The sequence below is a fragment of the Variovorax sp. V118 genome (assembly GCF_041154445.1).
In the GTDB taxonomy this organism is placed as follows: Bacteria; Pseudomonadota; Gammaproteobacteria; order Burkholderiales; family Burkholderiaceae_C; genus Variovorax; species Variovorax boronicumulans.
In genome coordinates this window covers 3,556,195-3,580,889 of sequence record NZ_AP028663.1, presented here as the reverse complement: position 1 = coordinate 3,580,889, position 24,695 = coordinate 3,556,195, and the positions used below count along the sequence as shown (strand labels likewise).

Sequence of the window (24,695 nt, the reverse complement as noted above, 5' to 3'; positions counted from 1 at the left end):
TGCAAATAACAGTAATTCTCATTTGATTGACAGAATACTGACTCGAAGTCAGTATCGACGCCTTCTTTCTTCCTGACCCGAAGGCGTCCATGGACTCCCATTCCCCGTCGGCGGCTGCCGACCCGCGCCGCCGCCTGGCCCTGGTGGCGGCGGTCTACCTCGGCAGCTTCATCGCCACGCTCGACGTGAGCATCGTCAACGTCGCGCTGCCCACGCTGCAGCGCGCGCTCGCCACCGACCTGGCCGGGCTGCAGTGGGTGATCGACATCTATGCGCTGTGCCTGTCGGCCTTCATGCTGTCGGCCGGCCCGATCGGCGACCGCTACGGCCGCAAGCGCGCCTGGCTGGCCGGCGTGGTGGTCTTCACCGTGGGCTCGGCGATGTGCGCGATGGCGTCGGGGCTGCCGATGCTGCTCGCGGGTCGCGCGGTGCAGGGCGTGGCTGGCGCGCTGATGATTCCGGGCGCGCTGTCGTTGCTGGCGCATGCCTTCCCCGAGCCGGCGAGCCGCGCGCGGGTGATCGGCGGCTGGTCGTCGTTCACGGCGCTGTCGCTGATCCTCGGGCCGATGCTCGGCGGGCTGCTGGTGGACCACGCGGGCTGGCAGAGCATCTTCCTCATCAACCTGCCGATCGGCGTGCTGACCGTGGCGCTCGGGATGTGGGGCCTGCGCGAGTCCTCGCACCCCGAGCATGCGGCGCTCGACCCGGCCGGGCAGGTGCTCAGCGTGCTCTGGCTGGGGGCGCTGACCTACGGACTCATCGCCGCGGGCGAACACGGCTGGGGCTCGCGCCACGCGGTGGTCGCGCTCGTCGCAGCGGGTGTCGGGCTGGCGCTGTTCCTGGCCGTGGAGGCGCGCGTGGAACGGCCGCTGCTGCCGCTCGCGCTGTTCCGCGACGCACGCTTTTCGGTCACCAACTTCGCCTCGTTCGTGCTGGGCTTCTCGACCTACGCCAGCCTGTTCTTCTTCTCGCTGTTCCTGCAGCAGGTGCAGGGCTGGTCGGCCAGCGAGACCGGCTGGCGGCTGGTGCCGCAGTTCGTGGCGACCGGCCTCGTGGCCTCGCAGTTCGGACGGCTGGCGCGCCGCTTCGAGGTGCACACGCTGATGGTCGCGGGCTACGGACTGATCGGCGTGGGGATGCTGCTGCTGACGCTGTTCTCGGCCGACACGCCCTACCTGCCGTTGGCGCTGCTCTTCGTGGCGCTGGGGGCGGGCGCGGGCCTGGCCGTGCCGGCCACGAGCACGGCGGTGATGGCCTCGGTGCCCGCGCAGCGCTCGGGCATGGCCTCGGCCACCATGAACGCGCTGCGCCAGGGCGGCATGCTGATCGGCATCGCGCTGCTCGGCACGCTGATGCGCACGCGCGCCACCGCGCTGATGGCCGAGTCGCTCGCGCGTGCCGGCGTGCCTGATGCATCGCAGGCCGCCGTGGCAGCGGTGTCTCGCCACGACCTTGGCGCGCTGGCCGCGCTCGACGCGGGCATGGCGCAGCGGCTGCTGAGCGATGCGCTCGCGGGCGGCTTCCACGCCGCGATGGCCTGCGCCGGCGTGGCCGGCCTGGTGGCGGCGGGGCTGCTGCTGCGCGTCAGGCCGCGGGCCGCCGCGCTCGCCGCCCCCACGCGCGCCTGAGCCGTTCGCCATGCCCGCCGTCCGCATTCCCTTCCTGCGCCGCAGTGCCCGGCGCCTTCCGGTTGTCTGCAAGGAGTCTTTCATGATCCGTCACGAACTCAGTCAATGGCCGCTGGTCATCAGCGTGTCCGCAGGCCTGCAGACGCTGGAAAGCCTGCAGGCCTTCACCGAGGACTGGAACCGCTGGCTCGACCGCGGCGAGCCCTTTGTCTCGCTGCGCGTGTTCGCGGACGCCGACGCGCTGGTGCATCCCGAGGGCAGCGCCCAGAGTGCGAAGCAGTGGCTGCAGGCGCGCGGCGCCGACATCCGCCGCCATATGATGGGCATGGCGAGCGTGGTGCCCGCCGACCAGTTCGAGAAGATCAGCAAGATGAACGTCGAAAAACTCTTCGGCATTCCCGCCAGCACCTTCGCCCGCACCGACGAGGCCCTGGCCTGGCTGCGCGAGCGCGTGCTGGCCCCGCGCGGCCTGCGTCTCGATGCTGCGGCCGTGCACGCCGCCATCGACACGGCACGCGCCGGTGCCATGGCCGGTTCTTGACCATGACAAGCAGCAGCCCCGACGACGCTCCCGCCACCGCCGCGCGCCGCCGCACCAAGGCGCCGCAGACCCGCGCCGTCGCGCTGATGGACGCCGCCGAGCAGCTGTTCATCGCCAAGGGCATCCCCGCCACCAGCATCGACGACATCGCGGCCGGCGCGCAGGTGGCCAAGGGCACCTTCTATCTGTACTTTCCGTCGAAGGAGGCGCTGCTCGGCGCGCTGCAGCAGCGCTTCGTCGACACCTTCTGCGCCCGCCTGCAGGAGGCGATGGACCGCCACGCGCCGGGCAAGTACCGCGCGCGGCTCAAGGCCTGGGTGGAAGCGGGGCTGGAGACCTACCTGGACAACGTTGCGTTGCACGACGTGGTGTTCCACGAGTACCGGCCCGAGGACCGCCGCATGCGCAACGACAACGTCGTTATCACGCAGCTCGTGACCCTGCTGAAGCAGGGCGACGCCGCGGGCGTGTGGGAGGTCGAGGACGCGACGCTGACGGCCGTGATCCTCTTCAATGCGCTGCACGGTGTGGCCGACGATGCCGTGGCCATGGGGCCGCATGCGAACCCCGTGGCCGACCGCCGCCGCCGCGCCCGCGCGCTCACGCGCTTCTTCGAGCAGGCCCTGCGGCCCGACGACGGCGACGACGCCTGACCGGGGCGGTCAGAGTTTGTAGAAGCGCTTGATGGCATCCCACGCGTCTTCGGGCGCGTCGACGTATTCGAAGAGCTTCACGTCGCCGGGCGAGATCACGCCTTCGTCGACCAGGAAGTCGAAGTCGATCAGCTTCTTCCAGTAGTCCGAGCCGAAGAGCACGATCGGCACCGGCTTCGACTTCTTGGTCTGGACCAGCGTGATCACCTCGAACAGCTCGTCGAGCGTGCCGAAGCCGCCCGGGAACGCCACCAGCGCCTTCGCACGCATCATGAAATGCATCTTGCGGATCGCGAAGTAGTGGAACTTGAAGCTCAGCGCCGGCGTGACGTAGGGGTTGGCTTCTTCTTCCATCGGCAGCGCGATGGCCAGGCCGACCGAGAGGCCGCCGGCTTCGTGCGCGCCGCGGTTGGCCGCCTGCATGATGCCGGGGCCGCCGCCGGTGCACACGAAGAGCTTGTCCTGCGGCTCCTTCTTCTCGCTGTACTGCGCGACCAGCTTGCCGAAGGTGCGCGCCTTCTCGTAGTAGTGCGAGTTGCGCGAGAGCCGGCGCCAGCGCTCGGCCAGGGCCGTGTCGCCGGCCGCCTCGGCCTGCGCGACCAGCGCGGCGGCCTCGTCTTCGCTGCGGAAGCGCGCGCTGCCGAAGACCACCACCGTGTTCTCGATGCCATGGGCGCGCTGCTCGAGGTCGGGCTTCATCAGCTCGAGCTGCATGCGGATGCCGCGCGTTTCGCGGCGCAGCAGGAACTCGGGGTCGGCGAAGGCCAGGCGCGAGGGATCGGGATCGAGGGGCAGGCCCCGGTCGGAATGGGACTGCAGCGTGGCCCAGGCATCGGCCAGGCGCTTGTCGTGAATGTTGTGCGTGTTGTTCATGAAACGGTCGTCGAACGGAATTGGCTTGGCATTGTGCGCCGATGCAACCCGCGTGCCCGCCAACGAAAAAGGCTCCTTGCGGAGCCTTCGTCGTGGTGGTGGTCAGCCGGGTGCGGACGCGCTCAGACGCGCTTGCGGTATTCGCCGGTGCGGGTGTCGATTTCGATCTTGTCGCCTTGCGACACGAACAGCGGCACGCCGACTTCGAAGCCGGTGGCGATCTTGGCGGGCTTCATGACCTTGCCCGAGGTGTCGCCCTTGACGGCCGGCTCGGTCCAGGTGATTTCGCGCTCGACGCTGGTGGGCAGTTCGACCGAGATGGCCTTGCCGTCGTAGAACACCACTTCGACGGCCATGCCGTCTTCGAGGTAGTTCAGGGCGTCGCCCATGTTCTCGGCTTCGACTTCGTACTGGTTGTACTCGGCGTCCATGCAGACGTACATCGGGTCGGCGAAGTAGGAGTAGGTGCACTCCTTCTTGTCCAGCACGATCTGGTCGATCTTGTCGTCGGCCTTGAAGACCACTTCGGTGTTGAAGTTGGCGATCAGGCTCTTCATCTTCATGCGCACGGTGGCGCTGTTGCGGCCGCCGCGGCTGTATTCGGTCTTGAGGACGACCATCGGGTCCTTGCCGTGCATGATGACGTTGCCGGCGCGGATTTCTTGAGCGATTTTCATATCAGGTTCTCTGGATGTTGGCCGCTCGGTGCGCGGGGCCCTCGGCGCTGCATGCCGTCGTATCTGGCCCCGCCGTACATGTCCCGCGGCAGGTTTGGCGAAAGGCCTCCCCGACCGTGGCGGCCAGGGCTGAATTCCGCAAAGCCCACTATTTTAGCTTTTTCCGGCGACCAGCTGCCGCAACTGGGCCAGCAGATCGTCCTGCGCGAGCAGCCTGCCGCGCGCCGCACGGGCGGTTTCGCGCCAGGCGTCCAGCGGGCCGGGCGCGGGCAGGGCCGCGTCGCCGAAGCCGTTCCAGGCGTGGTGAAAAAGCCGCAGCTCCGGCGGGGCGCCGAGCCAGTCGAGCCAGGCGTTGAGCTTGACGTGGTGCGCGTCGTCGTCCTGCGGGTAGATCTGCCAGACCAGCGGTGCGCCGGCCCAGAGGGCGCGCACCAGCGAGTCTTCGCCGCGCACGAAATTGAGGTCGCAGGCCCACAGCAGGTGGTCGAAATCTGCCTGGCTGAGGTAGGGGAGGTATGAAATTGATAGCGAACTTTGAACGTCCAACGGGCGATCTGACATGCACGCCTGCACCGCATGCGCGGCCCGGCCTGCGGTGACCAGCAGCCGCGTGGGCACCGGGTCGGCGGCCAGCCTGGCGAGCAGGGCGGCCAACGCGGGCGGCTCGTAGCAGAAGAGCGACACCAGGCGCTCGCCTTCCTGCCAGGGAATCTGCTGCGCCTCCAGCCAGCGCGCCCGGTCGAAGCGCGCCTGGCGCGCCATCAGGTCGGGCTCGCGCAGCAGGCCGCCGGTCGCGGGCGTGAAGCCCGGGTAGAAGAAACGTTTCGTCAGCCCGGCGCCCGGGCCCTTGAACACCGGCGAGGGCAGCCGGTGCAGTTTCTCGACATAGGGCTCGGCCGACAGGTACTCGAGGTTGATCCAGGCTTGCGCAGGGCTCGGGGCCTGTGCGAAACGCGCGATGAGCTCGGGCTCCGGGTCGCAGCCGAAGGCCTCGACCAACACGTCAGGCACAGGGTCGGCGACGGCACGGCGCACAGCTTCGGCGTCGGACCAGTCGATCACCTGCACGCCGTCGCAGCCGGCCGGCGCCATCCAGTTCAGTGCCGTCGGGTCGTCGACCCACAACCGCGCGCGTTCACCCGCCGCCGCCAGCTGGCTGGCCAGGCGCCAGCAGACGCCCAGGTCGCCGTGGTTGTCGATGACCTTGCAGAAGATGTCCCATTGCATGCGCGTGCCCATGGCCGCGAGTGTGCCTGCGTTCGCGGTCGCTCAGGCGCGGGCGAAAACGCGGCCCGCTTGCTATGCTGCCCTCGCTACAACAACCATCGGAGAGAGCCAGACCATGAGGATGCAGACCCGTCGCCGTTCGTCGTTTTCTTCTTCGCCCTTGACCGCCGCCCGACGCGGCGTGCTCGCGCTCTCGCTGGCCCTGGCCGGCATCGCCGGCGCCCAGGCCCAGACCGCGCCGCTCACCGCGCAGCAGCAGCGCTTTCGCGAGATCTACAAGGAACTGATCGAGATCAACACCACCCACTCGGTGGGCGACAACACGGTCGCGGCGCGGGCCATGGAAAAACGGCTGGTCGACGCGGGCTTCGCGCCCGGCGACATCCAGATCTTCGAGCCCTTCCCGAAGAAGGGGAACCTCGTGCTGCGCTTCAAGGGCGACGGCAGCAAGAAGCCGCTGCTGCTGCTGGCCCACATCGACGTGGTCGAGGCCCGCCGCGAAGACTGGAAGACCGACCCCTTCAAGCTGCAGGAAACCGGCGGCTACTTCACGGCGCGCGGCGCCATCGACGACAAGGCCATGGCCGCGGCGCTGGTCTCCGTGCTGGGGCAGCTCAAGCAGGAAGGCTTCAAGCCCAAGCGCGACATCATCCTGGCGCTCACCGCCGACGAGGAGCGCGGCGACGCGCTGAGCAACGGCGCCTTCTGGCTCATCAACAACAAGCCAGAGCTGCTGCAGGCCGAGTTCGGCATCAACGAGGGCGGCGGCGGCGAACTGCGCGGCGGCAAGCCGAACCTGCACCGCATGCAGGTGGCCGAGAAGATGTACACCACCTACATGCTGGAGGCGCGCGACGTGGGCGGCCACAGCTCGGTGCCCACCAAGACCAACCCGATCTACGCGCTCTCGGCCGGCCTGGAGCGCCTGGGCAACTACGCCTTCCCGATCAAGCTCGCGGACGTCACCAAGACCTACTTCGCGCGCAGCGCCCCCTTTGCCACCGGCCAGCTGGCCGACGACATGCGCGCCATCGGCAGCGGCAACCCCGACGCCGGCGTGCTCGAGCGCATGACGGCCAACCCGGCCTACAACGCGCAGCTGCGCACCACCTGCGTGGCGACGATGGTGCAGGCCGGCCATGCCGAGAACGCACTGCCGCAATCGGCCAAGGCCACGGTCAACTGCCGCATCCTGCCGCACGATGACCCTGAAGAAGTCGAGCGCCTGCTGACCCAGGCCGTGGGCAACGACAAGATCGTGGTGCGCAACATGGGCAAGCCGCTGCGCAGCCCGGCCTCGCCGCTCAACGGCGACCTCGTGAAGACGGTCGAGACGCTCACGCAGCAGATGTGGCCCGGCGTGCCCGTGGTGCCCGCCATGAGCACCGGCGCCACCGACAGCCGCTTCCTGCGCAACGCCGGCATCCCGATGTACGGCGTGACCGGTATGTTCCTGGAGCCGGCCGATGCGCGCGCGCACGGGCTGGACGAGCGCATCGAGACCCAGCGCCTGTACGACGGGCGCGAGTTCCTGTACCGGCTTGTGTCGGAAGTCGCGAAGTAAACAGGCGGGTGATCAGGCAAGGGGGCTGGCGCAGCGAAGGCGGCGCCAGCCCCCTTTGTCGTTCAGGGCGCGAAGGTGTCGCCCAGCACGATGCCTTCGCGGCGCGGGTCTGCGCCGCCGGTCAGCACGGGCTTGCCGCCGACGTTCGTGCGGATGATGGTGCTCACGCCGCTGGACTGCGCCCCGAGGTTCACCGTGTGGCCGAGCGCGCGCAGGCCGGCGATCAGCGGATCGTTGTTGCCTGAGTTCGAGGTGTCGATGGCCGGGTGCTCGCCGCCCACGTTGGTGAGGCTGTAGGTGGCGCCGGCGGGCGTCGGTGGCGGGGTGTTGGTGGCACCGAAGTCGACCAGTGACGTGGCTTGTTGCGCGTCGAGTCCCCAGTCGAGCGCGCCAACCAGTGTCTTCACCACGTACTGGATGATCGTGCCGCCGCCCGGCGAGCCGGTGCCCATCACGAACTCGCCCATGCTCCCGTCGGCGTTCTTCTTGAACACCAGCGTCGGCGCCATCGTGCTGCGCGGGCGCTTGCCGGGCGCGACGCGGTTGGCGAATTTCACGTTCGGGGTCACCGAGGTGTCGATCGGGTTGAGTGCGAAGTCGGTCAGCTGGTTGTTCAGCAGGAAGCCCTGCGTCATGTGGAACGAGCCCATGCTGCCTTCCACCGTCGTGGTCATCACGACCACGTTGCCTTGCTTGTCGACGACGGTGAAGTGCGTGGTGCCATGCTCTTCGGTCTTGTCGATGCCCAGCGGCACATCGCCCCGGTCGCCAGCCTTGGCGAGGTTCATGCTCTTCGTCAGGCTGATGAGGCTGGCGCGGCCCTGCAGGTAGGACTTGTCGATCAGCATGGCGGGGCTGCCGCCGGGCAGCGGCACGAAGTCGGTGTCCGCCACGTACTTGTCGCGGTCGGCATACGCCAGCCGCTCGGCTTCGCTCACCAGGTGCACGCCCATCACGCTCGGCTTGCCGCCTTCGAGGTCGATGGCGGTCGGCTTGTACAGGCCCAGGTTGAAGGTCTCGAGGATGCCGAGGGTTGCCACCACCGCGATGCCGCCCGAGGACGGCGGCGACATGCTGCAGATGTAGTACTCGCGGTAGGTGCTGCAGACCGGGTCGCGGCGCTTGGCCTTGTAGGTGGCCAGGTCGGCCAGCGTGGTCTTGCCGGGCGTGATGGCCGAGCCGTCGACGGCGGCGCTGACGCCGATCTTGTCGACGATGCCCTTGGCGATGTCGCCCGTGTAGAAGGCGTTGGCGCCTTGCGTGGCGATGGCGCTCAGCGTCCTGGCATAGGCCGGGTTCGTGAGCTTGGTGCCCAGCGCCTTGGGCGTGCCGTCGGCGTTGAAGAAGTAGGCCGTGGCGTCGGCGTCGCGCTTCAGGTATGCCGCGGAACCCGCGATGGCGACCGCCATGCGTCCACCGATCAGGAAGCCGTCGGACGCCAGTGTGATGCCGTAGCCGAACAGGTCTTTCCAGGGCAGCTTGCCGTGGTCTTGATAGGCGAGGTCGAGCATGCGCACGGCGCCCGGCGTGCCGATGGAGCGGCCGCTCCAGCGGGCGCCGCCGGGCTTGGGTGCGGTCTGGTCGTTCGTGTCGTCGATCCAGCGCAGGTAGTTCTCGGTGGCTGCTGCGGGCGCCGTCTCGCGACCGTCGTAGGCCTGCACCTTCTTCGTCGCCGCGTCGTAGTGAAGCATGAAGGCACCGCCGCCCAGGCCGCTCGACTGCGGCTCGACCAGGCCGAGCACGGCCTGCACCGCCACCGCCGCATCGACCGCGCTGCCGCCGGCCTTGAGCACGTCGCAGCCGGCCCGCGTGGCCAGCGGGTGGTTCGCGACCACCATGTAGTTCTTGGCGTACACCAGCTTGTGGCCGGGCACATAGCCCGACGCCGGCTCCGGCGCGGCCGGATCGCCCGGGTCGCCCGAGCCGACGACCACCGAGGTGCCGCTGCTCGGGATCTGGCAGCCGTTGTCGGCGGCGGGCGGTGTCGTGGGGGTAGGTTGGTTGGCCGCGTTGATCGCGGCGATGGCCGCGACCAGTGCGGCGTTGTTCTGCGCGTTGTTGTTGCTGTTGCCGCCGCAGCCGGCCAGGGCCAGGGAGAGCGCGAGGGGCGTCAGGGCCCACCACGCGTGCGTGGAATTCTTGTTCATGGAGAGTGCTTCCCGAGTGGTGTTATTCGAAGGACAACGGGCGCTCCTCGCGCCCGCGTCCATGATGAGCACATTTCATTCCCGTGCGTGTCGCGTTCGTGCCGGGGGCGCCGCAGGGCCCCGCGCCGCGCGCCACAATAGCCGCCATGTCCGACGTGCATTCCGATCAATTGCTCAGCGAAGTCGCGGCCCTGCCGCAGTTGCCGGGTGTCTACCGCTATTTCGACGCGGCTGGCGCCGTGCTGTATGTGGGCAAGGCGCGCAACCTGAAGAAGCGGGTCGCCAACTACTTCCAGAAGAGCCACGGGGGCACCCGCATCGGCCACATGATCTCGAAGATCGCGCGCATGGAGACCACGGTGGTGCGCTCCGAGGCCGAGGCGCTGCTGCTCGAGAACAACCTGATCAAGACGCTCAAGCCGCGCTACAACATCCTGTTTCGCGACGACAAGAGCTACCCCTACCTGAAGATCGCCTCGCACGGGTTTCCGCGGCTGGCCTACTACCGCGGCGCGGTCGACAAGAAGCACCGCTACTTCGGGCCGTACCCGAGCGCGTGGGCGGTGAAGGAGTCGATCCAGCTGCTGCAGAAGGTGTTCCGCCTGCGCACCTGCGAGGACACGGTCTACGCCAACCGCACGCGGCCCTGCCTGCTGTACCAGATCAAGCGCTGCAGCGGCCCCTGCGTAGGCCTCATTTCGCCCGAGGCCTACGCGCAGGACGTGGCCAGCGCCGAGGCCTTCCTGCTCGGCGACACGCAGGGCGTGCTCTCCACGCTCGAACAGCGCATGACGGCGCACGCCGAGAAGCTCGAGTTCGAGCAGGCGGCCGAGCTGCGCAACCAGATGTCGGCGATCTCGCGCGTGCTGCACCAGCAGTCGATCGAGGTGGTGTCCGACAAGGATGTCGACATCCTCGCGGTCAAGGTGCAGGGCGGCAAGGCCTGCGTCAACCTCGCGATGGTGCGCGGCGGGCGCCACCTGGGCGATCGCGCGTACTTTCCGGTGCACGTGGACGACGCGGCGCAGATCCATCACGGCGAGCTCGACGCTGAAGAGGGCGCCGACCCGGTGGTCGCCGACTCGATCGAGGTGCAGGTGCTCGAAGCCTTCATCGCCCAGCACTACATCGACGTGCCGGTGCCCGCCACGCTGGTGCTGGGCCGGCAGGTGAGCCGGGCGCTCATCGAGGCGATTTCGCAGCAGGCCGGCGCGCGCGTGACGGCCGTGTTCCAGCCGCACGAGCAGCGCCGCCACTGGCTCGAGATGGCCGAGACGAATGCCGGCCTGCAGCTGGCGCGGCTGCTGGCCGAAGAAGGCTCGCAGCAGGCGCGCACCCGTGCGCTGGCCGACGCGCTCGAGCTGGCATCGGACGACCTGGAGAACTTCCGCGTCGAGTGCTTCGACATCTCGCACACGGCGGGCGAGGCCACGCAGGCCTCGTGCGTGGTGTTCGCGCACCACACGATGCAGAACCGCGAGTACCGCCGCTACAACATCGAGGGCATTACGCCCGGCGACGACTACGCCGCCATGCGCCAGGTGCTGCAACGCCGCTACGGCAAGCTGGCCGAGGCGATGGCGGCCGAGACCGAGGCACTGGCGCCGGGGGACGCCGAGAGCGAAGGGGCCGAAGGCGTCGAGGCGCCGCCGCCCAAGACGCCGGCCGCGCGCATGCCCGACCTGGTGCTGGTCGACGGCGGCAAGGGCCAGGTGTCGATGGCGCGCGAGGTGTTCAGCGAGCTGGGCCTGCCGCTGTCGCTGATCGTCGGCGTCGAGAAGGGCGAGGGCCGCAAGGTCGGGCTCGAAGAACTGGTGTTTGCCGACGGCCGCGAGAAGGTCTACCTCGGCAAGGATTCGGCGGCCCTGATGCTGGTGGCCCAGATCCGCGACGAGGCGCACCGCTTCGCCATCACCGGCATGCGGGCCAAGCGCGCCAAGGTGCGCGTGGGCGGCAGCCAGCTCGAAGACATTCCGGGCATCGGCCCGAAGCGCCGGGCGCGCCTGCTGCAGCGTTTCGGCGGCATCCGCGGCGTGGCGGCGGCGAGCGTCGAAGACCTCGCCTCGGTCGAGGGCATCGCCACCGAATTGGCCGAGGAAATCTATCGCGCGCTGCGTTGAAGCCGGGATTGCCCCCGACCTTCCAGCGCTTCACGCGTGCATGACACAATCGCCCGCATGTTCTGGACCCTACCGACCATCATGACCTGGACGCGCATCGTCGCGATTCCGTTGATCGTCGGCGTTTTCTACCTGCCGATCAGCGAACCGACGCGCAACCTGATCGCCACGGTCATGTTCATCGTGTTCGCCGCCACCGACTGGCTCGACGGCTACCTGGCGCGCAAGCTCAACCAGACCTCTTCCTTCGGCGCCTTCCTCGATCCGGTGGCCGACAAGTTTCTCGTCTGCGCCGCGCTGCTGGTGCTGGTGCATCTGCAGCGGGCCGACGTGTTCGTGGCGCTCATCATCATCGGACGCGAGATCGCCATCTCGGCGCTGCGCGAATGGATGGCGCGCATCGGCGCCGGCAAGAGCGTGGCGGTCCACATGATCGGCAAGGTCAAGACGACCGTGCAGATGGTCGCGATTCCCTTCCTGCTCTATGACGGACATCTCTTCAAGGTGATCGACACCGGCCTCTGGGGCCAGTGGCTGATCTGGATCTCGGCGGTGCTCACTGTCTGGTCGATGGTCTATTACCTGCAAAAGGCCATTCCCGAGATCCGGGCCCACTCCAAATGACCGCGGCCGTCTCGGTCCGCAACGCAGGCTGGCTGCGGGCGATGCCGGCGGTCTTCGTGCTGATCTGGAGCACGGGTTTCATCGTTGCGCGCTATGGCATGCCCTATGCGCCGCCCCTCAAGTTCCTCGCCGTGCGCTATGCGCTGTCGCTCGCCTGCTTCGGCGTGTGGGTCATGCTCGCGCGCGTGGCGTGGCCATCGAAGCGCGCGCAATGGGGGCATCTGGCGGTCACGGGCGTGCTGATGCAGGCCGGCTACCTCGGTGGCGTCTGGGCGGCGGTGCATGCGGGCATGGGCGCGGGGCTGGTGGCGCTGCTGGTCGGCATCCAGCCGGTGCTCACGGCTGTCTGGCTGTCTTTCAACGGTGGGCGCATTTCGGGACGGCAGTGGATCGGGCTGGCCCTGGGTTTCGCCGGGCTGGTCTTGGTGGTGTCGCGCAAACTGGGGCAGGGCACCGAGGTCAACGCGCTGACGATGGGGCTGGCCGTGATGGCGCTGCTGTCGATCACGGCGGGCACGCTGTACCAGAAGCGCTTCGTCGCGCCTTGCGACGTGCGCAGCGCCAGCGCGGTGCAGATGGCCGCCGCGCTGCTCGTGACCCTGCCTTTCGCCGCGCTCGAGGCGCAGGCCATCGAATGGAACACGCATTCGATCGGCGCGATGGCATGGTCGGTGCTGGCGCTGTCGCTGGGCGGCAGCTCGCTGCTCTATATGTTGATCCAGCGCGGCACGGCCACCGCCGTCACCAGCCTGCTGTACCTCGTGCCGCCGTGCACGGCGCTGATGGCGTGGCTGCTGTTCGCCGAACCGATCACCTGGACCACGGTGCTGGGCATCGGGCTGACGGCCGTCGGCGTGAGCCTCGTGGTGCGCGCGGAGCGCTGACGGCGCTTTCTCCTTTTCAGCGCCCGGCCGGCTTGGCCGGCTTCCAGGGCTCCAAACGGAACTGCTCGACCAGGTGATCGACCAGCAGGCGCACGCGGCGCGGCGTCTTCGGTCGCCACGGCGCGACCCAGTGGATGTCGGCGTCGGGCATGCTGTACAGCGGCAGCACGCGCACCAGTTCGCCGCTTGCGAGCTGCGGCGCGATGTCCCAAAGGCTGCGCAGCATGACACCGTGGCCCGCGAGGCACCAGTCGCGCACCATTTCTCCTGAATTGCTCGTGAGCGGACCCTGCACCCGCACGCGCGCCGTGCTGCCGTCGCGCGCATGGCGCAGCGTCCAGAGCGCGAACTGGCGCGACTGCGCGGCGTCGCCGTTCTCGCGCGCGATCAGGCAGTCGTGCGTGGCCAGCGCTTCCACCGTGGCCGGCGTGCCGCGGCGTGCCAGGTAGTCGGGCGAGGCGGCCAGCACGCGCTGGTTGCGCGCGATGCGGCGCGTGGTCCAGTCGACGGCGCGGTGCTGCTGCACCGCCCACAGCCAGACCGCGCCGTCGTAGCCTTCGGCGCCGAGGTCGGGCAGCTGCTCGGTCAGCAGCAGCTCGACCTGCAGGCCGGGGTGCTGCGCCTGGAAGTCCGCGAGTGCCGGGCCGAGCCAGTGCCGGCCAAAGCCGAAGGTGGCCGCGAGGCGGACCGTGCCGATCAGCGCGTTCTGCCGTTCGCCGAGTTCGCTTTCGAGCGCCGCGAAGCCTTCGAGCAGCGTGCGCGCATGCAGGCACACGGCCTCGCCTTCGGCCGTGACGCTGAGCCGCCGCGTCGTGCGGTCGAACAGCCGCTGCCCGAGCCGGGCCTCCAGCGCGCCGAGCCGCTTGGTGATGACCGAGGGCACCACGTCGAGCGTGGCGGCCGCGCCGGCCAGGCTGCCCTGGTCGCGGATGGCCAGCACCAGTTCGAGATCGCCGCGTTCCATTGCGTGGGGATTCGTGCCAAAGTGGAAAGTATGAATTGGCTGATTGTTGCTTGATGGCCGCCGGGGTGCAACGCACAATCGCGGCGTGACGGCTTCCTTCCTCGACTTCCCCTGCTTCGAAATCGCTCGCGATGGCGTGCGCATCCACGGTCGCATCGGCGGGCAGGGCGCTCCCTTGCTGCTGTTGCACGGCCATCCGCAAACGCACGCGATCTGGCACCGCGTCGCGCCCGCGCTGGCCGAGCGTTTCACGGTGGTGGCCGTGGACCTGCGCGGTTATGGCGACTCGGGCCGTCCGGCGGCCGACGCCGAACATGCGGTCTACAGCAAGCGGGAGATGGCGCGCGACGCGCTGGCCGCCATGCATCACCATGGCTTTGAACGCTTCGCCGTCCTCGCGCACGACCGCGGCGCGCGCGTGGCCCACCGGCTCGCGGCCGACCATCCCGGCGCGGTCGAGCGCATGCTGCTGCTCGACATCGCGCCGACGCTGGCGATGTACGAACACACCTCCGAAGCGTTTGCCAAGGCCTACTGGCACTGGTTCTTCCTGATCCAGCCGCCGCCACTGCCCGAGGCGCTGATTGCGTCCGACCCGGTGCGCTACGTGCGCAGCGTGATGGGCGGGCGGCACGCGGGGCTCGCGCCGTTCGCGCCCGAGGTGCTGGCCGAGTACGAACGCTGCATTGCCATCCCGGGCACCGCCGAATCCATCTGCGAGGACTACCGCGCCTCCGCCACCATCGACCTCGTGCACGACCGCGCCGACATCGCCGCGGGCCGCCGCCTCGCGCAGCCGCTGCGCGTGCTGTGGGGCGAGCACGGGGCGGTGGGGCGCGCGTTCGATGTGCTCTCGCTCTGGCGCGAGCGGGCCGACGAGGTGTCGGGCCGCGCCTTGCCTTGCGGCCACTACATCCCCGAAGAAGCCCCCGACGCCTTGCTGGCCGAGGCGCTGAATTTTTTCGTTTCCCCTGAACACCCAGGAGCCACTTCATGAGCACCCACAGAATCGCAGTCATCGCCGGCGACGGCATCGGCAAGGAAGTCATGCCCGAGGGGCTGCGCGTGCTCGATGCGGCGGCGCGCAAATTCGGCATCGACCTGAAGTTCGACCACTTCGACTTCTCGAGCTGGGACTATTACGAGAAGCACGGCCAGATGCTGCCTGACAACTGGAAGGACCAGATCGGCGGTCACGACGCCATCTTCTTCGGCGCGGTCGGCTGGCCCGAGAAGATTCCCGACCACGTGTCGCTGTGGGGCTCGCTGCTCATGTTCCGCCGCGAGTTCGACCAGTACATCAACCTGCGTCCCGCGCGCCTGATGCCCGGCATCGTTGCGCCCGTGGTGCGCCGCGACGGCTCGCCGCGCGCGCCCGGCGAGATCGACATGTACATCGTGCGCGAGAACACCGAGGGCGAGTATTCGAGCATCGGTGGGCGCATGTACCAGGGCACGCCGCGCGAGATCGTGGTGCAGGAAACCGTGATGTCGCGCGTGGGTGTCGACCGCGTGCTGAAGTTCGCCTTCGAGCTGGCGCAGTCGCGGCCGAAGAAGCACCTGACCAGCGCCACCAAGTCGAACGGCATCTCGATCACCATGCCGTACTGGGACGAGCGCGTGGTGGAAATGGCCAAGGGCTACCCGGGCATCACGCTGGACAAGTTCCACATCGACATCCTCACGGCGCACTTCGTGCAGCGGCCCGACTTCTTCGACGTGGTGGTGGCGAGCAACCTGTTCGGCGACATCCTGTCCGACCTGGGCCCGGCCTGCACCGGCACCATCGGCATCGCGCCCAGCGCCAACCTCAACCCCGAGCGCACCACGCCCTCGCTGTTCGAGCCGGTGCACGGCTCGGCGCCGGACATCGCCGGGCAGGGCATCGCCAACCCGATCGGGCAGATCTGGTGCGGCGCGATGATGCTGGAGTTTCTCGGCCACAAGGACGCGCACGACGCGATCCTGGCGACCATCGAGAAGGTGCTCGCGCCCCAAAGCGGCGCGCCGCGCACGCCGGACATCGGCGGTCGGGCGGGCACGGCCGACCTCGGAAAGGCAATTGCCGAGGCCCTTTGAAAAGTACGTCGCGAAACGCCCCTAAAATCGCGCGCTCCGCTGGGCTGCAGTGCGTTGTGTCTTATTGACACCCCGCAGACCAGTGGTTGTAATCCTCGCTGGCAGTGAGCTGCCGAGGCGTCAGGCCTGCCATGTTCTTGAGTCGCTCCCGTCGCGGCCAGGTCGCAGCTGACGAAAGCCGACCAACTTTTTTTCGACAAGGGGCCCTTGTGAACAAGACCGAACTGATTGAGCACATCGCAAAGAACGCCGATATTTCCAAAGCCGCAGCGACCCGTGCGCTCGAATCCACCATTGGCGCCATTCGTACCACGCTCAAGAAGGGCGGTTCCGTGTCGCTCGTCGGTTTCGGCACTTTCGCAGTCGGCAAACGCGCAGCCCGCACCGGCCGGAATCCCCGCACCGGCGACGCGATTAAAATCAAGGCAGCCAAGATCCCGAAGTTCCGTCCCGGCAAGGCGCTCAAAGACGCGCTGAACTGAGGCTGTAGACTCGGAGAGTATTCCAGGTGGGGTGCTTAGCTCAGTTGGTAGAGCGGCGCCCTTACAAGGCGTAGGTCGGGGGTTCGAGCCCCTCAGCACCCACCACCACCCGATGCAAAGGCGAACACCGGTTCGCCTTTTTTATTGCCGTCCGGCGCCCGTCGAAAAAGAGTGTTCAAGCATGTTTGATACCTTCCGCAAGTACAACAAAGTCGTGATGATTTTCTTGTTCTTGCTGATCATTCCCTCGTTCGTCTTCTTTGGTGTCGAGCGCTACCAGGGCATGGGCGGCGACGAGAAGGTGGCCCGCATCCAGGGCCATGACATCACCAAGCCCGAGTGGGACCAGCAGCACCGCGTCGAGACCGACCGCATCCGCCAGCAGTCGCCCAACGTCGATCCGACGCTGCTCGACTCCGACGCGCTGCGCTACGCCACGCTGGAGCGCATGGTGCGCGATCGCGTGCTGGCGGCCGCGGCGGTCAAGACCAACATGTCGGTGTCCGAAGACCGCCTTACGCGCATGTTCGCGCAGGACGCCGGCCTGGCTGCGTTCCGCACGGCCGACGGCAAGTTCGACCGCGAAGCCTTCCTGCGCGCCACCGGCCGCACGCCCGAGCAGTACGAAGCCTCGGTGCGCGCCGACATGGCCTCGCAGCAGGTGCTGCTGGGCGTGACCGGCACGAGCTTCGCACCGGCGGCGCTGACCGCGGCCACCGTCAATGCGTTCTACGACCGCCGTGAAATCCAGGTGGCGCGTTTCGCGCCCGAGAGCTTCGCGTCGAAGGTCACGGTGAGCGACGCCGACATCGAGGCTTACTACAAGGACCACACGTCGCAGTTCCAGGCGCCGGAGCAGGCCAGCATCGAGTACCTCGTGCTCGACCTCGAAGCCGCGAAGAAGAACATCGTCGCGAACGAAGCCGACCTCAAGACCTACTACGAACAGAACACCGCGCGCTTCGGCACCAAGGAAGAGCGCCGTGCGAGCCACATCCTGATCACCGCGCCCGCCAGCATGTCCAGCGGCGACCGCGCCAAGGCGAAGGCCAAGGCCGAGCAGTTGCTGGCCGACGTGAAGAAGGCGCCGAACACCTTCGCCGACGTGGCGCGCAAGAACTCGCAGGATCCCGGCTCGGCCGAGAAGGGTGGCGACCTCGACTTCGTCACGCGCGGCGCGATGGTCAAGCCTTTCGAAGACGCGATGTTCGCGCTCAAGAAGGGCGACATCAGCGACCTCGTCGAGACCGAGTTCGGCTATCACATCGTTCAGCTGACCGACATCAAGCCGGCCGTGGTGCCGCCTTTCGAGAAGGTGCGCGCGACCATCGAGAACGAAGTGCGCGCCCAACAGGCCACGCAGGAATTCGCGAAGGCTGCGGAAATTTTCACGGACACCGTCTATCAGCAGCCCGAGAGCCTGAAGCCGGCCGCCGAGAAGCTGAAGCTCACGATCCAGACCGCCACCAACGTGCCGCGCACGCCCGCACCGGGCGCCACCGGTCCGCTCGCCAGCCGCAACTTCCTGCAGGCGCTGTATGCCTCCGACTCGCTCGACCGCAAGCAGAACACCGAAGCCATCGAAGTCGGTCCGAACCAGCTCGCATCGGGCCGCGTGACGCAGTACACGGCCGCGCATCCGATTCCGCTGGCCGAGGTGAAGGACAAGATCCGCGCACAGCTCATTACCGAGCGCGCCGCAGCACTGGCCAAGACCGAGGGCGAAGCCAAGCTCGCCGCCTGGAAGGTGAAGGCCGACGGCGCTACTTTCGGCGCGCCGGTCACGGTGTCGCGCATCGATGCGCAGTCGCAACCGACGCCGGTGATCGACGCCGCGCTGCGTGCCGACGGCGCCAAGCTGCCCGCACTGCTCGGCGTGGACCTCGGCACACAAGGCTATGCCGTGGTCCGCGTGACCAAGGTCGTGCCGCGCACGCCGCCGACGGCCGAACAGGCGCAGCAGGAAAGCATGCAGATCGCCCAGTCGGTGACCGCCGCCGAAGCCGCTGCCTACTACGAGCTGCTGAAGCAACGCTTCAAGGTGGAGATCCTCGTGCCGAAGCCGGCCGACACGCTGCCGACCGCTGCCGCGGCGCGCTGAGACAGACGGGCAACTGCTGCTCGCCACAAGCCCGGGTTCGACGACCCGGGCTTTTTTTTGGTCGCACGAGGGACAAGCGCGTGTCGCGCTTCTTGCCAGAATCCGGCGCATGGGAACCCTTTACCTCGTGCGCCACGGGCAGGCCAGCTTCGGTGCTGCCGACTATGACAACCTGAGCGAGCTCGGACACCGGCAGTCCGTGCGCCTGGGCGAATACTGGCGCGAGCGCGGCATGCGTTTCGATGCCGTCATCACCGGCACGCTGAAGCGCCACAAGCAGACCTGGGAGGGCATCGCGCAGGGGCTCGGGCTGTCGCGTGACGACGTGCTGCCCTGGCCGGGGCTCAACGAGTACGACAGCGAAGCCGTCATTGCCACGGTGCACCAGGGCAAGCTCGAGAAGCCCGATTCGCCCGAGATGTACCGCCATCATTTCCGCCTGCTGCGCGATGGGCTCGGCGCGTGGATGCAGGGGCGCACGGCGCCGGTCGGCATGCCGAGCTACGTCGATTTCCTGGCCGGAGTGACCACCGCGCTCGACCATGTGCGCGAGCGGCACCACGGCGCGAAGGTGCTGGTGGTGTCGAGTGGCGGGCCGATCAGCACCGCGGTCGGCCACGTGCTGGGCACGAGCGCCGAGACGACCATCGAACTCAACCTGCGCATCCGCAACAGCTCGGTGACCGAGTTCGCCTTCACGCCGAAGCGGCACATGCTCGTGACCTACAACACTTTGCCGCACCTCGACGGCCCGGCGTATGCGGACTGGGTCACCTACTCCTGAACCGCGTCAGGCCTGCCAGACGCCGTAGCCGGCGCGGCGCAGGGCGATGCCCAGGTCGACCTCCATCAGCCGCGCATCGTCGTACGGCATCGGGTTGTAGCGTTCGTAGAGCGCGGGCAACAGTCGCAGGCCGAATTCCTGCACGAAGCGATTGGCCTGGATGCCGGCCTTGTGCTTGTCGAAACGGATGTCGGGGTCCAGGCCGGTCATGCCGACATAGACGAAGGGCTTGCCGAGCTGGTAGTCGGGGTTGGCGCGCCGGAAGCGGCCGTTGTTCCAGACGCGGTCGTCGAGTTCGACCACATAGACGTGATGACGGGCGCGTGGTTTGCGGGGCATCGGCGGGAAGGCCTCGCGAGGCTGGCTGAAGAAGTGGGGGGCTCAGGCAGCCGGAAGAACCGCCGGCCGCGTTGCGCGGCACGGCGTCAGGGGCATCAGCTCTTGCGCTTGATGAGGCCGTAGAGAATCAGCAGCACGATCGCGCCCAGCACGGAGGCGATGAAGCCGGCGCCCTGGCCGGCGGTGTACCAGCCCATTGCCTGGCCGAGGTAGGTCACGCCCAGCGAACCTGCGATGCCGATCAGCGTGGTCACGATGAAGCCGGCGGAATCGTTGCCCGGCTTGACGGCCCGCGCCACGAGACCCACGACGAACCCGATCAGGATAGTCCAGACGATGCTCATGAAGAAGTTCCTTTGATGAAGTGAAGTGGCGAAAGCCGGGCCCGGTCGGGCCGCTCGCATTCATGATAGCGGAGCCATTCGCACGTCGGCGTCGGCCTGGCACATCGAACGGGTGACTGCGAAGTTATGCCCATGGGGCAGGACGCATGTGTGGCGGCAGGCCATCGCGGACGGTCTCTGAAGGCGTTGGGCCGCATGTCGATGTGGCATTTCAGCGTCTTTGGTGATCGCGGGAGCGAAAGCCGCGATTTTTAACGCTACAATCAGAGGCTCTACGGTGGCTGTAGCTCAGTTGGTAGAGTCCCAGATTGTGATTCTGGTCGTCGTGGGTTCGAGTCCCATCAGCCACCCCAAAAAATTCAGTCCCAGCGCTATTTCTCAATAGCTCCCAAGGGATTCCAACGCCGGGCTTGCCCGGCGTTGTCATTTCTGGCTTCGCCGTCGCTTCAAGCGCTAGGTTGCACGCCGCATTCTTTCCTCCTCCGCCCCGATTTTGAAAGTACCCAAAATGGTGCGCATGTGTTGCGGGTTGTTGCATTCAACCAATGCGCCTGCATTTTTCTGCTGAAAAGGCGCTTGTGGCAAAAGTGGTTTGAATTAGAATTCAGCCGTTTTCAATTCACAACAGGAGTCCAACAATGGCTTCGTCACTCGCCGATATCAATTCCCAGATCCAGAAGCACGACGAGCAGATTGCGCAATTGCGCAAGCAGGCCGAAGACCTGCGCAACCAGGAACGGGCCGGCGTGATCGAAGAAGTGCGCAGGAAGATTGCGGAATACGGTTTGACCGCTTCCGATCTGAAGCTGGGTGGTGGCCGTGCTACCGCAACCAAGCGCAGCGCAGGTCCTGCAGCCGCCAAGGCCGCCGCCAAATACCGCGGCCCGACGGGCGAAACCTGGTCCGGTGGCCGTGGCCGCAAGCCGCGCTGGGTCACGGAAGCCCTGGCAGCCGGCAAGTCGCTCTCCGATTACGAGATCAAGTGATTGCCTGCAGAATCAGTTGGACATTCGCCCAATAAAAAAGCCCGCTTCGGCGGGCTTTTTTATTGGATGGCGCGCACGGCGATGCGCGCGCGTTCGATCAGTTGACCATCACCAGTTTTCCCTTGACGCCGCGCGATCCCATGTGCGCATAGGCGGCCTTCAATTCGGCCATCGGCATCGTGCTGTCGATCACCGGCTTGATTTTTCCCTGGCCGTACCACTGGGCCAATTCGGCCATCATCTGCGCATTGGCCTTGGGTTCGCGTCTGGCGAAATCGCCCCAGAACACGCCCACCAGCGACGCGCCTTTGAGCAGCGTGAGATTCAATGGCAGCGACGGGATCGGACCCGATGCAAAACCGACCACCAAATAGCGACCGCGCCAGCCAATCGAGCGGAATGCGGGTTCTGCGAAATCGCCGCCCACGGGGTCGTAAATCACATCCGGGCCTTTGCCGTCGGTCGCGGCTTTGATGGCATCGCGGAAACCATTGGGCAGCGCATGCGTCGTGTAATTGATCGTCGCGTCGGCGCCGATCGAGCGGCAGAGTTCGCACTTTTCGTCGGTCGAGGCTGCCGCAATCACCTTGGCGCCTGCCGCCTTGGCGATCTGGATCGCCGCGGTGCCCACGCCGCCGGCCGCGCCCAGCACCAGCACCGTTTCGCCCGCCTTGAGCTGCGCGCGGTCCATCAGTGCGTGCCACGAGGTGGCGTAGATCATGATGAAAGCGGCCGCGTCGACATGGCCAAAGCCTTCGGGCAGCGGCATGCACAGCGCGGCGGGTGCCAGCGTGTGGGTGCCGAAGCCGCCCGTGCCCGACAGGCACGCCACGTTCTGGCCGACCTTGAGGTGCGTGACGCCTTCGCCCACCGCCTGGATCACGCCCGCATATTCCGATCCGGGAACGAAGGGCAGCGGCGGCTTCATCTGGTACTTGTTCTGCACGATCAGCAGGTCGGGAAAATTCAGGCTGGCCGCCTTGATCTCGATCAGCACCTGGCCCGGGCCCGGCGTGGGGGTGGGCAGTTCTTTCCAGGTCAGCGCGTCGACGCCGGTGGGGTTTTCGCAAAGCCATGCGTGCATGCTCGGGGTCTCCTTCGAATGAGTCGTGTGGGCAATGAATTCGGGGCGATGATAGGCGGCGCTGTGGTGCGGCGTTGTCCCTGCTGCGACGCACCCCGCACCTACAATCCGCTGCACCCAGAAGCACCATGAAGATACTTATTTCCAATGACGATGGCTTTCAGGCGCCGGGCATCGTCGCGTTGCACGACGCACTCAAGGACATCGCCGACGTCGAGGTCGTGGCCCCCGAGCACAACAACAGCGCCAAGTCGAACGCACTCACGCTGGCCGCACCGCTGTATGTGCACAAGGCGCACAACGGTTTCCGCTACGTGACGGGCACGCCGGCCGATTGCGTGCACATCGCGCTCAAGGGCCTGCTCGACTACCGTCCTGACCTGGTGGTCTCGGGCATCAACAACGGCGCCAACATGGGCGACGACACCATCTATTCAGGCACCGTGGGCGCGGCGATGGAGGCCTACCTGTTCGGCATTCCGGCCATCGCCTTCTCGCAGATCGAAAAGGGTTGGGCGCACGTGGATGCGGCGGCCCAGGTGGCGCGCCGGCTGGTGCAGCAGATCGAGCGCGAAAAGATGCTCGGCGGCCCCGCCTTCCTGCTCAACGTGAACGTGCCGAACCGCCCGTTCGACGAACTGAAACCGGTCAAGGTGTGCCGGCTCGGGCGCCGCCACGCGGCCGAAAAGGTGATCACGCAGGACAGCCCGCGCGGCGAAACCATGTACTGGATCGCCGGTGCAGGCAGCGCCAAGGACAGTGGGGAGGGCACCGATTTCCACGCGACCGCGGCCGGTCACATCGCGCTGACGCCCTTGCAGATCGACCTGACCGACCACGCCAACCTGGGCCAATGGCGCGAGACGGTTGCCCGTCTCGGCAATTGACGACATGGCGACCCCTCCGCGGCCCAGTTTCCCGGTTCGACTGACCCCCACCGCTTCGGCCGCCACGCGCGGGCGCATGCCCGCCGTGCCGGTCAAGCCGATGGTCCCGTCCACGCCTTCGATGGCGTCCGATGCCGTGCGTGCGCGCATGGTGCAAAAGCTCGCGGCGCAGGGCATCACCGACGCGCGCGTGCTGCGCGCCATGGGCACTGTCGAGCGGCATCGCTTCGTCGACAGCGCGCTGGTCAACCAGGCCTATGAAGACACCAGCCTGCCGATCGGGCTGGGGCAGACCATTTCCAAGCCCAATGTGGTGGCTCGCATGATCGAGCTGCTGCTGGGCGCGCCGGCGCTGGTCGGCAAGCCGCAGGAGCGGCTGGGCCGCGTGCTCGAGATCGGCACCGGCTGCGGTTACCAGGCCGCGGTGCTGAACGAGGTGGCCACCGAGGTCTACAGCATCGAGCGCCTGCGCGGACTGCACGAGCGCGCGCGCACCAATCTGCGGCATTTCCGCCTGGCCACCGTCCACCTGATGCTGGGCGACGGCATGATCGGTTACGCGAAGGGCGCGCCGTACGCGGGCATCATCGCCGCGGCAGGCGGCGAGGCCGTGCCCGAGGCCTGGATCGCGCAGCTCGCGGTGGGCGGGCGCATCGTCGCGCCGACCCATTCCGCCACGGGTGGACAGGCCCTCGTCGTGATCGACAAGACCCCCCGTGGGCTCGAGCGGCGCATTCTTGAGGCGGTTCACTTTGTCCCCCTAAAATCGGGCATCGCTTGAAGGAATAACAAATGCAGGGTTTTGGCAATCGGAGTTTGTTCGCAGGCATCACGTTGGCTGTTGTGCTCGTGATCGCGGGCTGCTCCGCACCGCGCGGTCCCGCACCGGTCGAAGACCGGGGCACCATGACGCGCGCACCCGGGGCAACGACGCCCAGCGGTCCTCCCATCACGACCGACGCGTCCGGCAAACCGCTCCCCGGTATCGAGAACTACGGCAAGCCCGGCTACTACGCCGTGCGCCCCGGTGACTCCATCCGCCGCATCGGCAGCGAAACGGGCCAGCGCTGGCAGGACATCGTGCGCTGGAACAACCTCGACAACCCCGACCTGATCGAAGTCGGCCAGGTGTTGCGCGTGATTCCGCCGACCGGCGGGAGCACGGCGGTTGCCACGGCACCGTCCACCTCGGCGCCTGCTGCGCCCACCGAGGCGACCACGAAGCCGGTGACCCCGCAGGCGTCTGTCACGCCGGCGGTGCCGGCCAGCGGCGCGAGCGGCACCACCAAGCCGCCCGTCACGGCGTCGCCTTCGGGCCCGAGCAGCTCGGGTGACGACGACCTGGGCTGGATCTGGCCTGCGAGCGGTTCGCTGATCGCCGGTTTCGACGAAGCCAAGAACAAGGGCTACGACATCAGCGGCAAGGCCGGCGACCCCGTGCTGGCCGCGGCCGATGGCCGTGTGGTCTACGCCGGTGCCGGCCTGCGCGGCTACGGCAACCTGATCATCCTGAAGCACAACAACACCTACCTCACGGCGTATGCGCACAACCAGACGCTGCTCGTGAAGGAAGACCAGTCGGTTCAGAAGGGCCAGAAGATCGCCGAAATGGGCAACAGCGACGCCGATCGCGTGAAGCTGCATTTCGAGATCCGCCGCCAGGGCAAGCCCGTCGACCCGTCGCGCTACCTGCCCAACCGGTGATGC

General features: G+C 67.5%; 24 protein-coding genes and 2 tRNA genes. 18 read left to right on the top strand and 8 right to left on the bottom strand.

Annotation, left to right across the window (positions count from 1 at the left end; genetic code table 11):
* Positions 1 to 89 precede the first annotated feature (89 nt).
* The 3 genes from ACAM52_RS16680 to ACAM52_RS16670 all read left to right on the top strand — a co-directional run bounded on the left by ACAM52_RS16680 (position 90) and on the right by ACAM52_RS16670 (position 2,822).
* A complete protein-coding gene (locus ACAM52_RS16680; RefSeq protein WP_369647673.1) occupies positions 90 to 1,628 on the top strand; it encodes an MFS transporter in 1,539 nt (512 codons plus the stop codon).
* 82 nt (positions 1,629 to 1,710) lie between these two features.
* Positions 1,711 to 2,169, top strand: coding sequence for a hypothetical protein (locus ACAM52_RS16675; protein WP_095950973.1), 459 nt, complete (start codon positions 1,711 to 1,713; stop codon positions 2,167 to 2,169).
* 2 nt (positions 2,170 to 2,171) lie between these two features.
* Positions 2,172 to 2,822, top strand: a complete 651-nt coding sequence (locus tag ACAM52_RS16670) for a TetR/AcrR family transcriptional regulator (RefSeq protein ID WP_369647672.1) — start codon at positions 2,172 to 2,174, stop codon at positions 2,820 to 2,822.
* 9 nt (positions 2,823 to 2,831) lie between these two features.
* Here ACAM52_RS16670 and ACAM52_RS16665 read toward each other — a convergent pair whose 3' ends face one another.
* The 3 genes from ACAM52_RS16665 to earP form a co-directional block, all read right to left on the bottom strand.
* A complete protein-coding gene (locus ACAM52_RS16665; RefSeq protein ID WP_070059745.1) occupies positions 2,832 to 3,695 on the bottom strand; it encodes a TIGR00730 family Rossman fold protein in 864 nt (287 codons plus the stop codon).
* Between the two features lie 122 nt (positions 3,696 to 3,817).
* Complete coding sequence (gene efp, locus ACAM52_RS16660; protein ID WP_062479082.1) at positions 3,818 to 4,372, bottom strand: elongation factor P; 555 nt, start codon at positions 4,370 to 4,372, stop codon at positions 3,818 to 3,820.
* Positions 4,373 to 4,525: 153 nt separating this feature from the next.
* Positions 4,526 to 5,611, bottom strand: coding sequence for an elongation factor P maturation arginine rhamnosyltransferase EarP (gene earP, locus ACAM52_RS16655; RefSeq protein ID WP_369647671.1), 1,086 nt, complete (start codon positions 5,609 to 5,611; stop codon positions 4,526 to 4,528).
* 103 nt (positions 5,612 to 5,714) lie between these two features.
* On the opposite strand from earP, the gene ACAM52_RS16650 reads away from it, so the two are divergent.
* Positions 5,715 to 7,163: a M20/M25/M40 family metallo-hydrolase gene (locus tag ACAM52_RS16650; protein ID WP_369647670.1), complete on the top strand. Its 1,449-nt coding sequence runs from the start codon at positions 5,715 to 5,717 to the stop codon at positions 7,161 to 7,163.
* Positions 7,164 to 7,225: 62 nt separating this feature from the next.
* Here the strand turns inward: ACAM52_RS16650 and ACAM52_RS16645 are convergent, their stop codons facing one another.
* The gene (locus tag ACAM52_RS16645; protein WP_369647669.1) at positions 7,226 to 9,310 is read right to left on the bottom strand and encodes a gamma-glutamyltransferase family protein; all 2,085 of its coding nucleotides are present in this window, start codon (positions 9,308 to 9,310) and stop codon (positions 7,226 to 7,228) included.
* A 146-nt stretch (positions 9,311 to 9,456) separates the two neighbouring features.
* Here ACAM52_RS16645 and uvrC point away from each other — a divergent pair, with 146 nt between their 5' ends.
* From uvrC to ACAM52_RS16630, 3 genes are read left to right on the top strand one after another with little or no spacing between them, the layout of a single operon-like run.
* The gene (gene uvrC / locus ACAM52_RS16640) at positions 9,457 to 11,430 is read left to right on the top strand and encodes an excinuclease ABC subunit UvrC (protein WP_369647668.1); all 1,974 of its coding nucleotides are present in this window, start codon (positions 9,457 to 9,459) and stop codon (positions 11,428 to 11,430) included.
* Between the two features lie 57 nt (positions 11,431 to 11,487).
* The gene (gene pgsA / locus ACAM52_RS16635) at positions 11,488 to 12,054 is read left to right on the top strand and encodes a CDP-diacylglycerol--glycerol-3-phosphate 3-phosphatidyltransferase (protein WP_062479069.1); all 567 of its coding nucleotides are present in this window, start codon (positions 11,488 to 11,490) and stop codon (positions 12,052 to 12,054) included.
* A complete protein-coding gene (locus ACAM52_RS16630) occupies positions 12,051 to 12,938 on the top strand; it encodes a DMT family transporter (protein WP_369647667.1) in 888 nt (295 codons plus the stop codon). Before pgsA ends, ACAM52_RS16630 begins: the two co-directional genes overlap by 4 nt.
* A gap of 16 nt (positions 12,939 to 12,954) precedes the next feature.
* Here the strand turns inward: ACAM52_RS16630 and ACAM52_RS16625 are convergent, their stop codons facing one another.
* The gene (locus tag ACAM52_RS16625) at positions 12,955 to 13,902 is read right to left on the bottom strand and encodes a LysR substrate-binding domain-containing protein (protein ID WP_369647666.1); all 948 of its coding nucleotides are present in this window, start codon (positions 13,900 to 13,902) and stop codon (positions 12,955 to 12,957) included.
* 85 nt (positions 13,903 to 13,987) lie between these two features.
* Between ACAM52_RS16625 and ACAM52_RS16620 the strand changes: the two genes are divergently transcribed.
* From ACAM52_RS16620 to ACAM52_RS16595, 6 genes are all read left to right on the top strand, one after another.
* On the top strand, positions 13,988 to 14,899 hold the full coding sequence (locus tag ACAM52_RS16620) for an alpha/beta fold hydrolase (RefSeq protein ID WP_369647665.1): 912 nt from the start codon (positions 13,988 to 13,990) through the stop codon (positions 14,897 to 14,899).
* A complete protein-coding gene (locus tag ACAM52_RS16615; RefSeq protein ID WP_369647664.1) occupies positions 14,896 to 15,981 on the top strand; it encodes a tartrate dehydrogenase in 1,086 nt (361 codons plus the stop codon). The genes ACAM52_RS16620 and ACAM52_RS16615 overlap by 4 nt, the downstream gene beginning before the upstream one ends.
* A gap of 209 nt (positions 15,982 to 16,190) precedes the next feature.
* Positions 16,191 to 16,463 carry an HU family DNA-binding protein gene (locus ACAM52_RS16610; RefSeq protein ID WP_007830705.1) on the top strand — a complete coding sequence of 91 codons (273 nt, stop codon included), beginning with the start codon at positions 16,191 to 16,193 and terminating at the stop codon, positions 16,461 to 16,463.
* Positions 16,464 to 16,492: 29 nt separating this feature from the next.
* A tRNA-Val gene (locus ACAM52_RS16605) sits at positions 16,493 to 16,568 on the top strand.
* Positions 16,569 to 16,644: 76 nt separating this feature from the next.
* Entirely contained in the window at positions 16,645 to 18,564 is a 1,920-nt protein-coding gene (locus tag ACAM52_RS16600) for a SurA N-terminal domain-containing protein (RefSeq protein ID WP_369647663.1), read from the top strand.
* 109 nt (positions 18,565 to 18,673) lie between these two features.
* Positions 18,674 to 19,348, top strand: a complete 675-nt coding sequence (locus tag ACAM52_RS16595) for a histidine phosphatase family protein (RefSeq protein WP_139706101.1) — start codon at positions 18,674 to 18,676, stop codon at positions 19,346 to 19,348.
* Positions 19,349 to 19,354: 6 nt separating this feature from the next.
* Here the strand turns inward: ACAM52_RS16595 and ACAM52_RS16590 are convergent, their stop codons facing one another.
* Positions 19,355 to 19,687, bottom strand: coding sequence for a hypothetical protein (locus ACAM52_RS16590; protein ID WP_095744681.1), 333 nt, complete (start codon positions 19,685 to 19,687; stop codon positions 19,355 to 19,357).
* A gap of 95 nt (positions 19,688 to 19,782) precedes the next feature.
* Positions 19,783 to 20,031 (bottom strand): GlsB/YeaQ/YmgE family stress response membrane protein, encoded by a 249-nt coding sequence (locus ACAM52_RS16585; protein WP_062479046.1) that lies wholly within the window; start codon positions 20,029 to 20,031, stop codon positions 19,783 to 19,785.
* Positions 20,032 to 20,308: 277 nt separating this feature from the next.
* Between ACAM52_RS16585 and ACAM52_RS16580 the strand changes: the two genes are divergently transcribed.
* Together ACAM52_RS16580 and ACAM52_RS16575 are read left to right on the top strand one after the other, a co-directional pair.
* Positions 20,309 to 20,384: transfer RNA gene (locus ACAM52_RS16580), tRNA-His, on the top strand.
* Positions 20,385 to 20,669: 285 nt separating this feature from the next.
* Entirely contained in the window at positions 20,670 to 21,017 is a 348-nt protein-coding gene (locus ACAM52_RS16575; protein WP_369647662.1) for an H-NS family nucleoid-associated regulatory protein, read from the top strand.
* Positions 21,018 to 21,114: 97 nt separating this feature from the next.
* Here ACAM52_RS16575 and ACAM52_RS16570 read toward each other — a convergent pair whose 3' ends face one another.
* Entirely contained in the window at positions 21,115 to 22,101 is a 987-nt protein-coding gene (locus ACAM52_RS16570) for an NADPH:quinone oxidoreductase family protein (RefSeq protein WP_369647745.1), read from the bottom strand.
* 128 nt (positions 22,102 to 22,229) lie between these two features.
* Here ACAM52_RS16570 and surE point away from each other — a divergent pair, with 128 nt between their 5' ends.
* The 3 genes from surE to ACAM52_RS16555 are packed head-to-tail and all read left to right on the top strand — an operon-like array spanning position 22,230 to position 24,692.
* Positions 22,230 to 22,988, top strand: coding sequence for a 5'/3'-nucleotidase SurE (gene surE / locus ACAM52_RS16565; protein ID WP_062479041.1), 759 nt, complete (start codon positions 22,230 to 22,232; stop codon positions 22,986 to 22,988).
* 4 nt (positions 22,989 to 22,992) lie between these two features.
* Positions 22,993 to 23,769, top strand: a complete 777-nt coding sequence (locus tag ACAM52_RS16560) for a protein-L-isoaspartate(D-aspartate) O-methyltransferase (RefSeq protein WP_062479039.1) — start codon at positions 22,993 to 22,995, stop codon at positions 23,767 to 23,769.
* 11 nt (positions 23,770 to 23,780) lie between these two features.
* Positions 23,781 to 24,692 (top strand): peptidoglycan DD-metalloendopeptidase family protein, encoded by a 912-nt coding sequence (locus tag ACAM52_RS16555; RefSeq protein ID WP_369647661.1) that lies wholly within the window; start codon positions 23,781 to 23,783, stop codon positions 24,690 to 24,692.
* Positions 24,693 to 24,695: the final 3 nt, after the last annotated feature.

Coding starts and splice junctions, on each gene's coding strand:
- ACAM52_RS16680 (WP_369647673.1), top strand. CDS start 90: ATGGACTCCCATTCCCCGTCGGCGGCTGCCGACCCGCGCCGCCGCCTG.
- ACAM52_RS16675 (WP_095950973.1), top strand. CDS start 1,711: ATGATCCGTCACGAACTCAGTCAATGGCCGCTGGTCATCAGCGTGTCC.
- ACAM52_RS16670 (WP_369647672.1), top strand. CDS start 2,172: ATGACAAGCAGCAGCCCCGACGACGCTCCCGCCACCGCCGCGCGCCGC.
- ACAM52_RS16665 (WP_070059745.1), bottom strand. CDS start 3,695: ATGAACAACACGCACAACATTCACGACAAGCGCCTGGCCGATGCCTGG.
- efp (WP_062479082.1), bottom strand. CDS start 4,372: ATGAAAATCGCTCAAGAAATCCGCGCCGGCAACGTCATCATGCACGGC.
- earP (WP_369647671.1), bottom strand. CDS start 5,611: ATGGGCACGCGCATGCAATGGGACATCTTCTGCAAGGTCATCGACAAC.
- ACAM52_RS16650 (WP_369647670.1), top strand. CDS start 5,715: ATGAGGATGCAGACCCGTCGCCGTTCGTCGTTTTCTTCTTCGCCCTTG.
- ACAM52_RS16645 (WP_369647669.1), bottom strand. CDS start 9,310: ATGAACAAGAATTCCACGCACGCGTGGTGGGCCCTGACGCCCCTCGCG.
- uvrC (WP_369647668.1), top strand. CDS start 9,457: ATGTCCGACGTGCATTCCGATCAATTGCTCAGCGAAGTCGCGGCCCTG.
- pgsA (WP_062479069.1), top strand. CDS start 11,488: ATGTTCTGGACCCTACCGACCATCATGACCTGGACGCGCATCGTCGCG.
- ACAM52_RS16630 (WP_369647667.1), top strand. CDS start 12,051: ATGACCGCGGCCGTCTCGGTCCGCAACGCAGGCTGGCTGCGGGCGATG.
- ACAM52_RS16625 (WP_369647666.1), bottom strand. CDS start 13,902: ATGGAACGCGGCGATCTCGAACTGGTGCTGGCCATCCGCGACCAGGGC.
- ACAM52_RS16615 (WP_369647664.1), top strand. CDS start 14,896: ATGAGCACCCACAGAATCGCAGTCATCGCCGGCGACGGCATCGGCAAG.
- ACAM52_RS16600 (WP_369647663.1), top strand. CDS start 16,645: ATGTTTGATACCTTCCGCAAGTACAACAAAGTCGTGATGATTTTCTTG.
- ACAM52_RS16595 (WP_139706101.1), top strand. CDS start 18,674: ATGGGAACCCTTTACCTCGTGCGCCACGGGCAGGCCAGCTTCGGTGCT.
- ACAM52_RS16590 (WP_095744681.1), bottom strand. CDS start 19,687: ATGCCCCGCAAACCACGCGCCCGTCATCACGTCTATGTGGTCGAACTC.
- ACAM52_RS16585 (WP_062479046.1), bottom strand. CDS start 20,031: ATGAGCATCGTCTGGACTATCCTGATCGGGTTCGTCGTGGGTCTCGTG.
- ACAM52_RS16575 (WP_369647662.1), top strand. CDS start 20,670: ATGGCTTCGTCACTCGCCGATATCAATTCCCAGATCCAGAAGCACGAC.
- ACAM52_RS16570 (WP_369647745.1), bottom strand. CDS start 22,101: ATGCACGCATGGCTTTGCGAAAACCCCACCGGCGTCGACGCGCTGACC.
- surE (WP_062479041.1), top strand. CDS start 22,230: ATGAAGATACTTATTTCCAATGACGATGGCTTTCAGGCGCCGGGCATC.
- ACAM52_RS16560 (WP_062479039.1), top strand. CDS start 22,993: ATGGCGACCCCTCCGCGGCCCAGTTTCCCGGTTCGACTGACCCCCACC.
- ACAM52_RS16555 (WP_369647661.1), top strand. CDS start 23,781: ATGCAGGGTTTTGGCAATCGGAGTTTGTTCGCAGGCATCACGTTGGCT.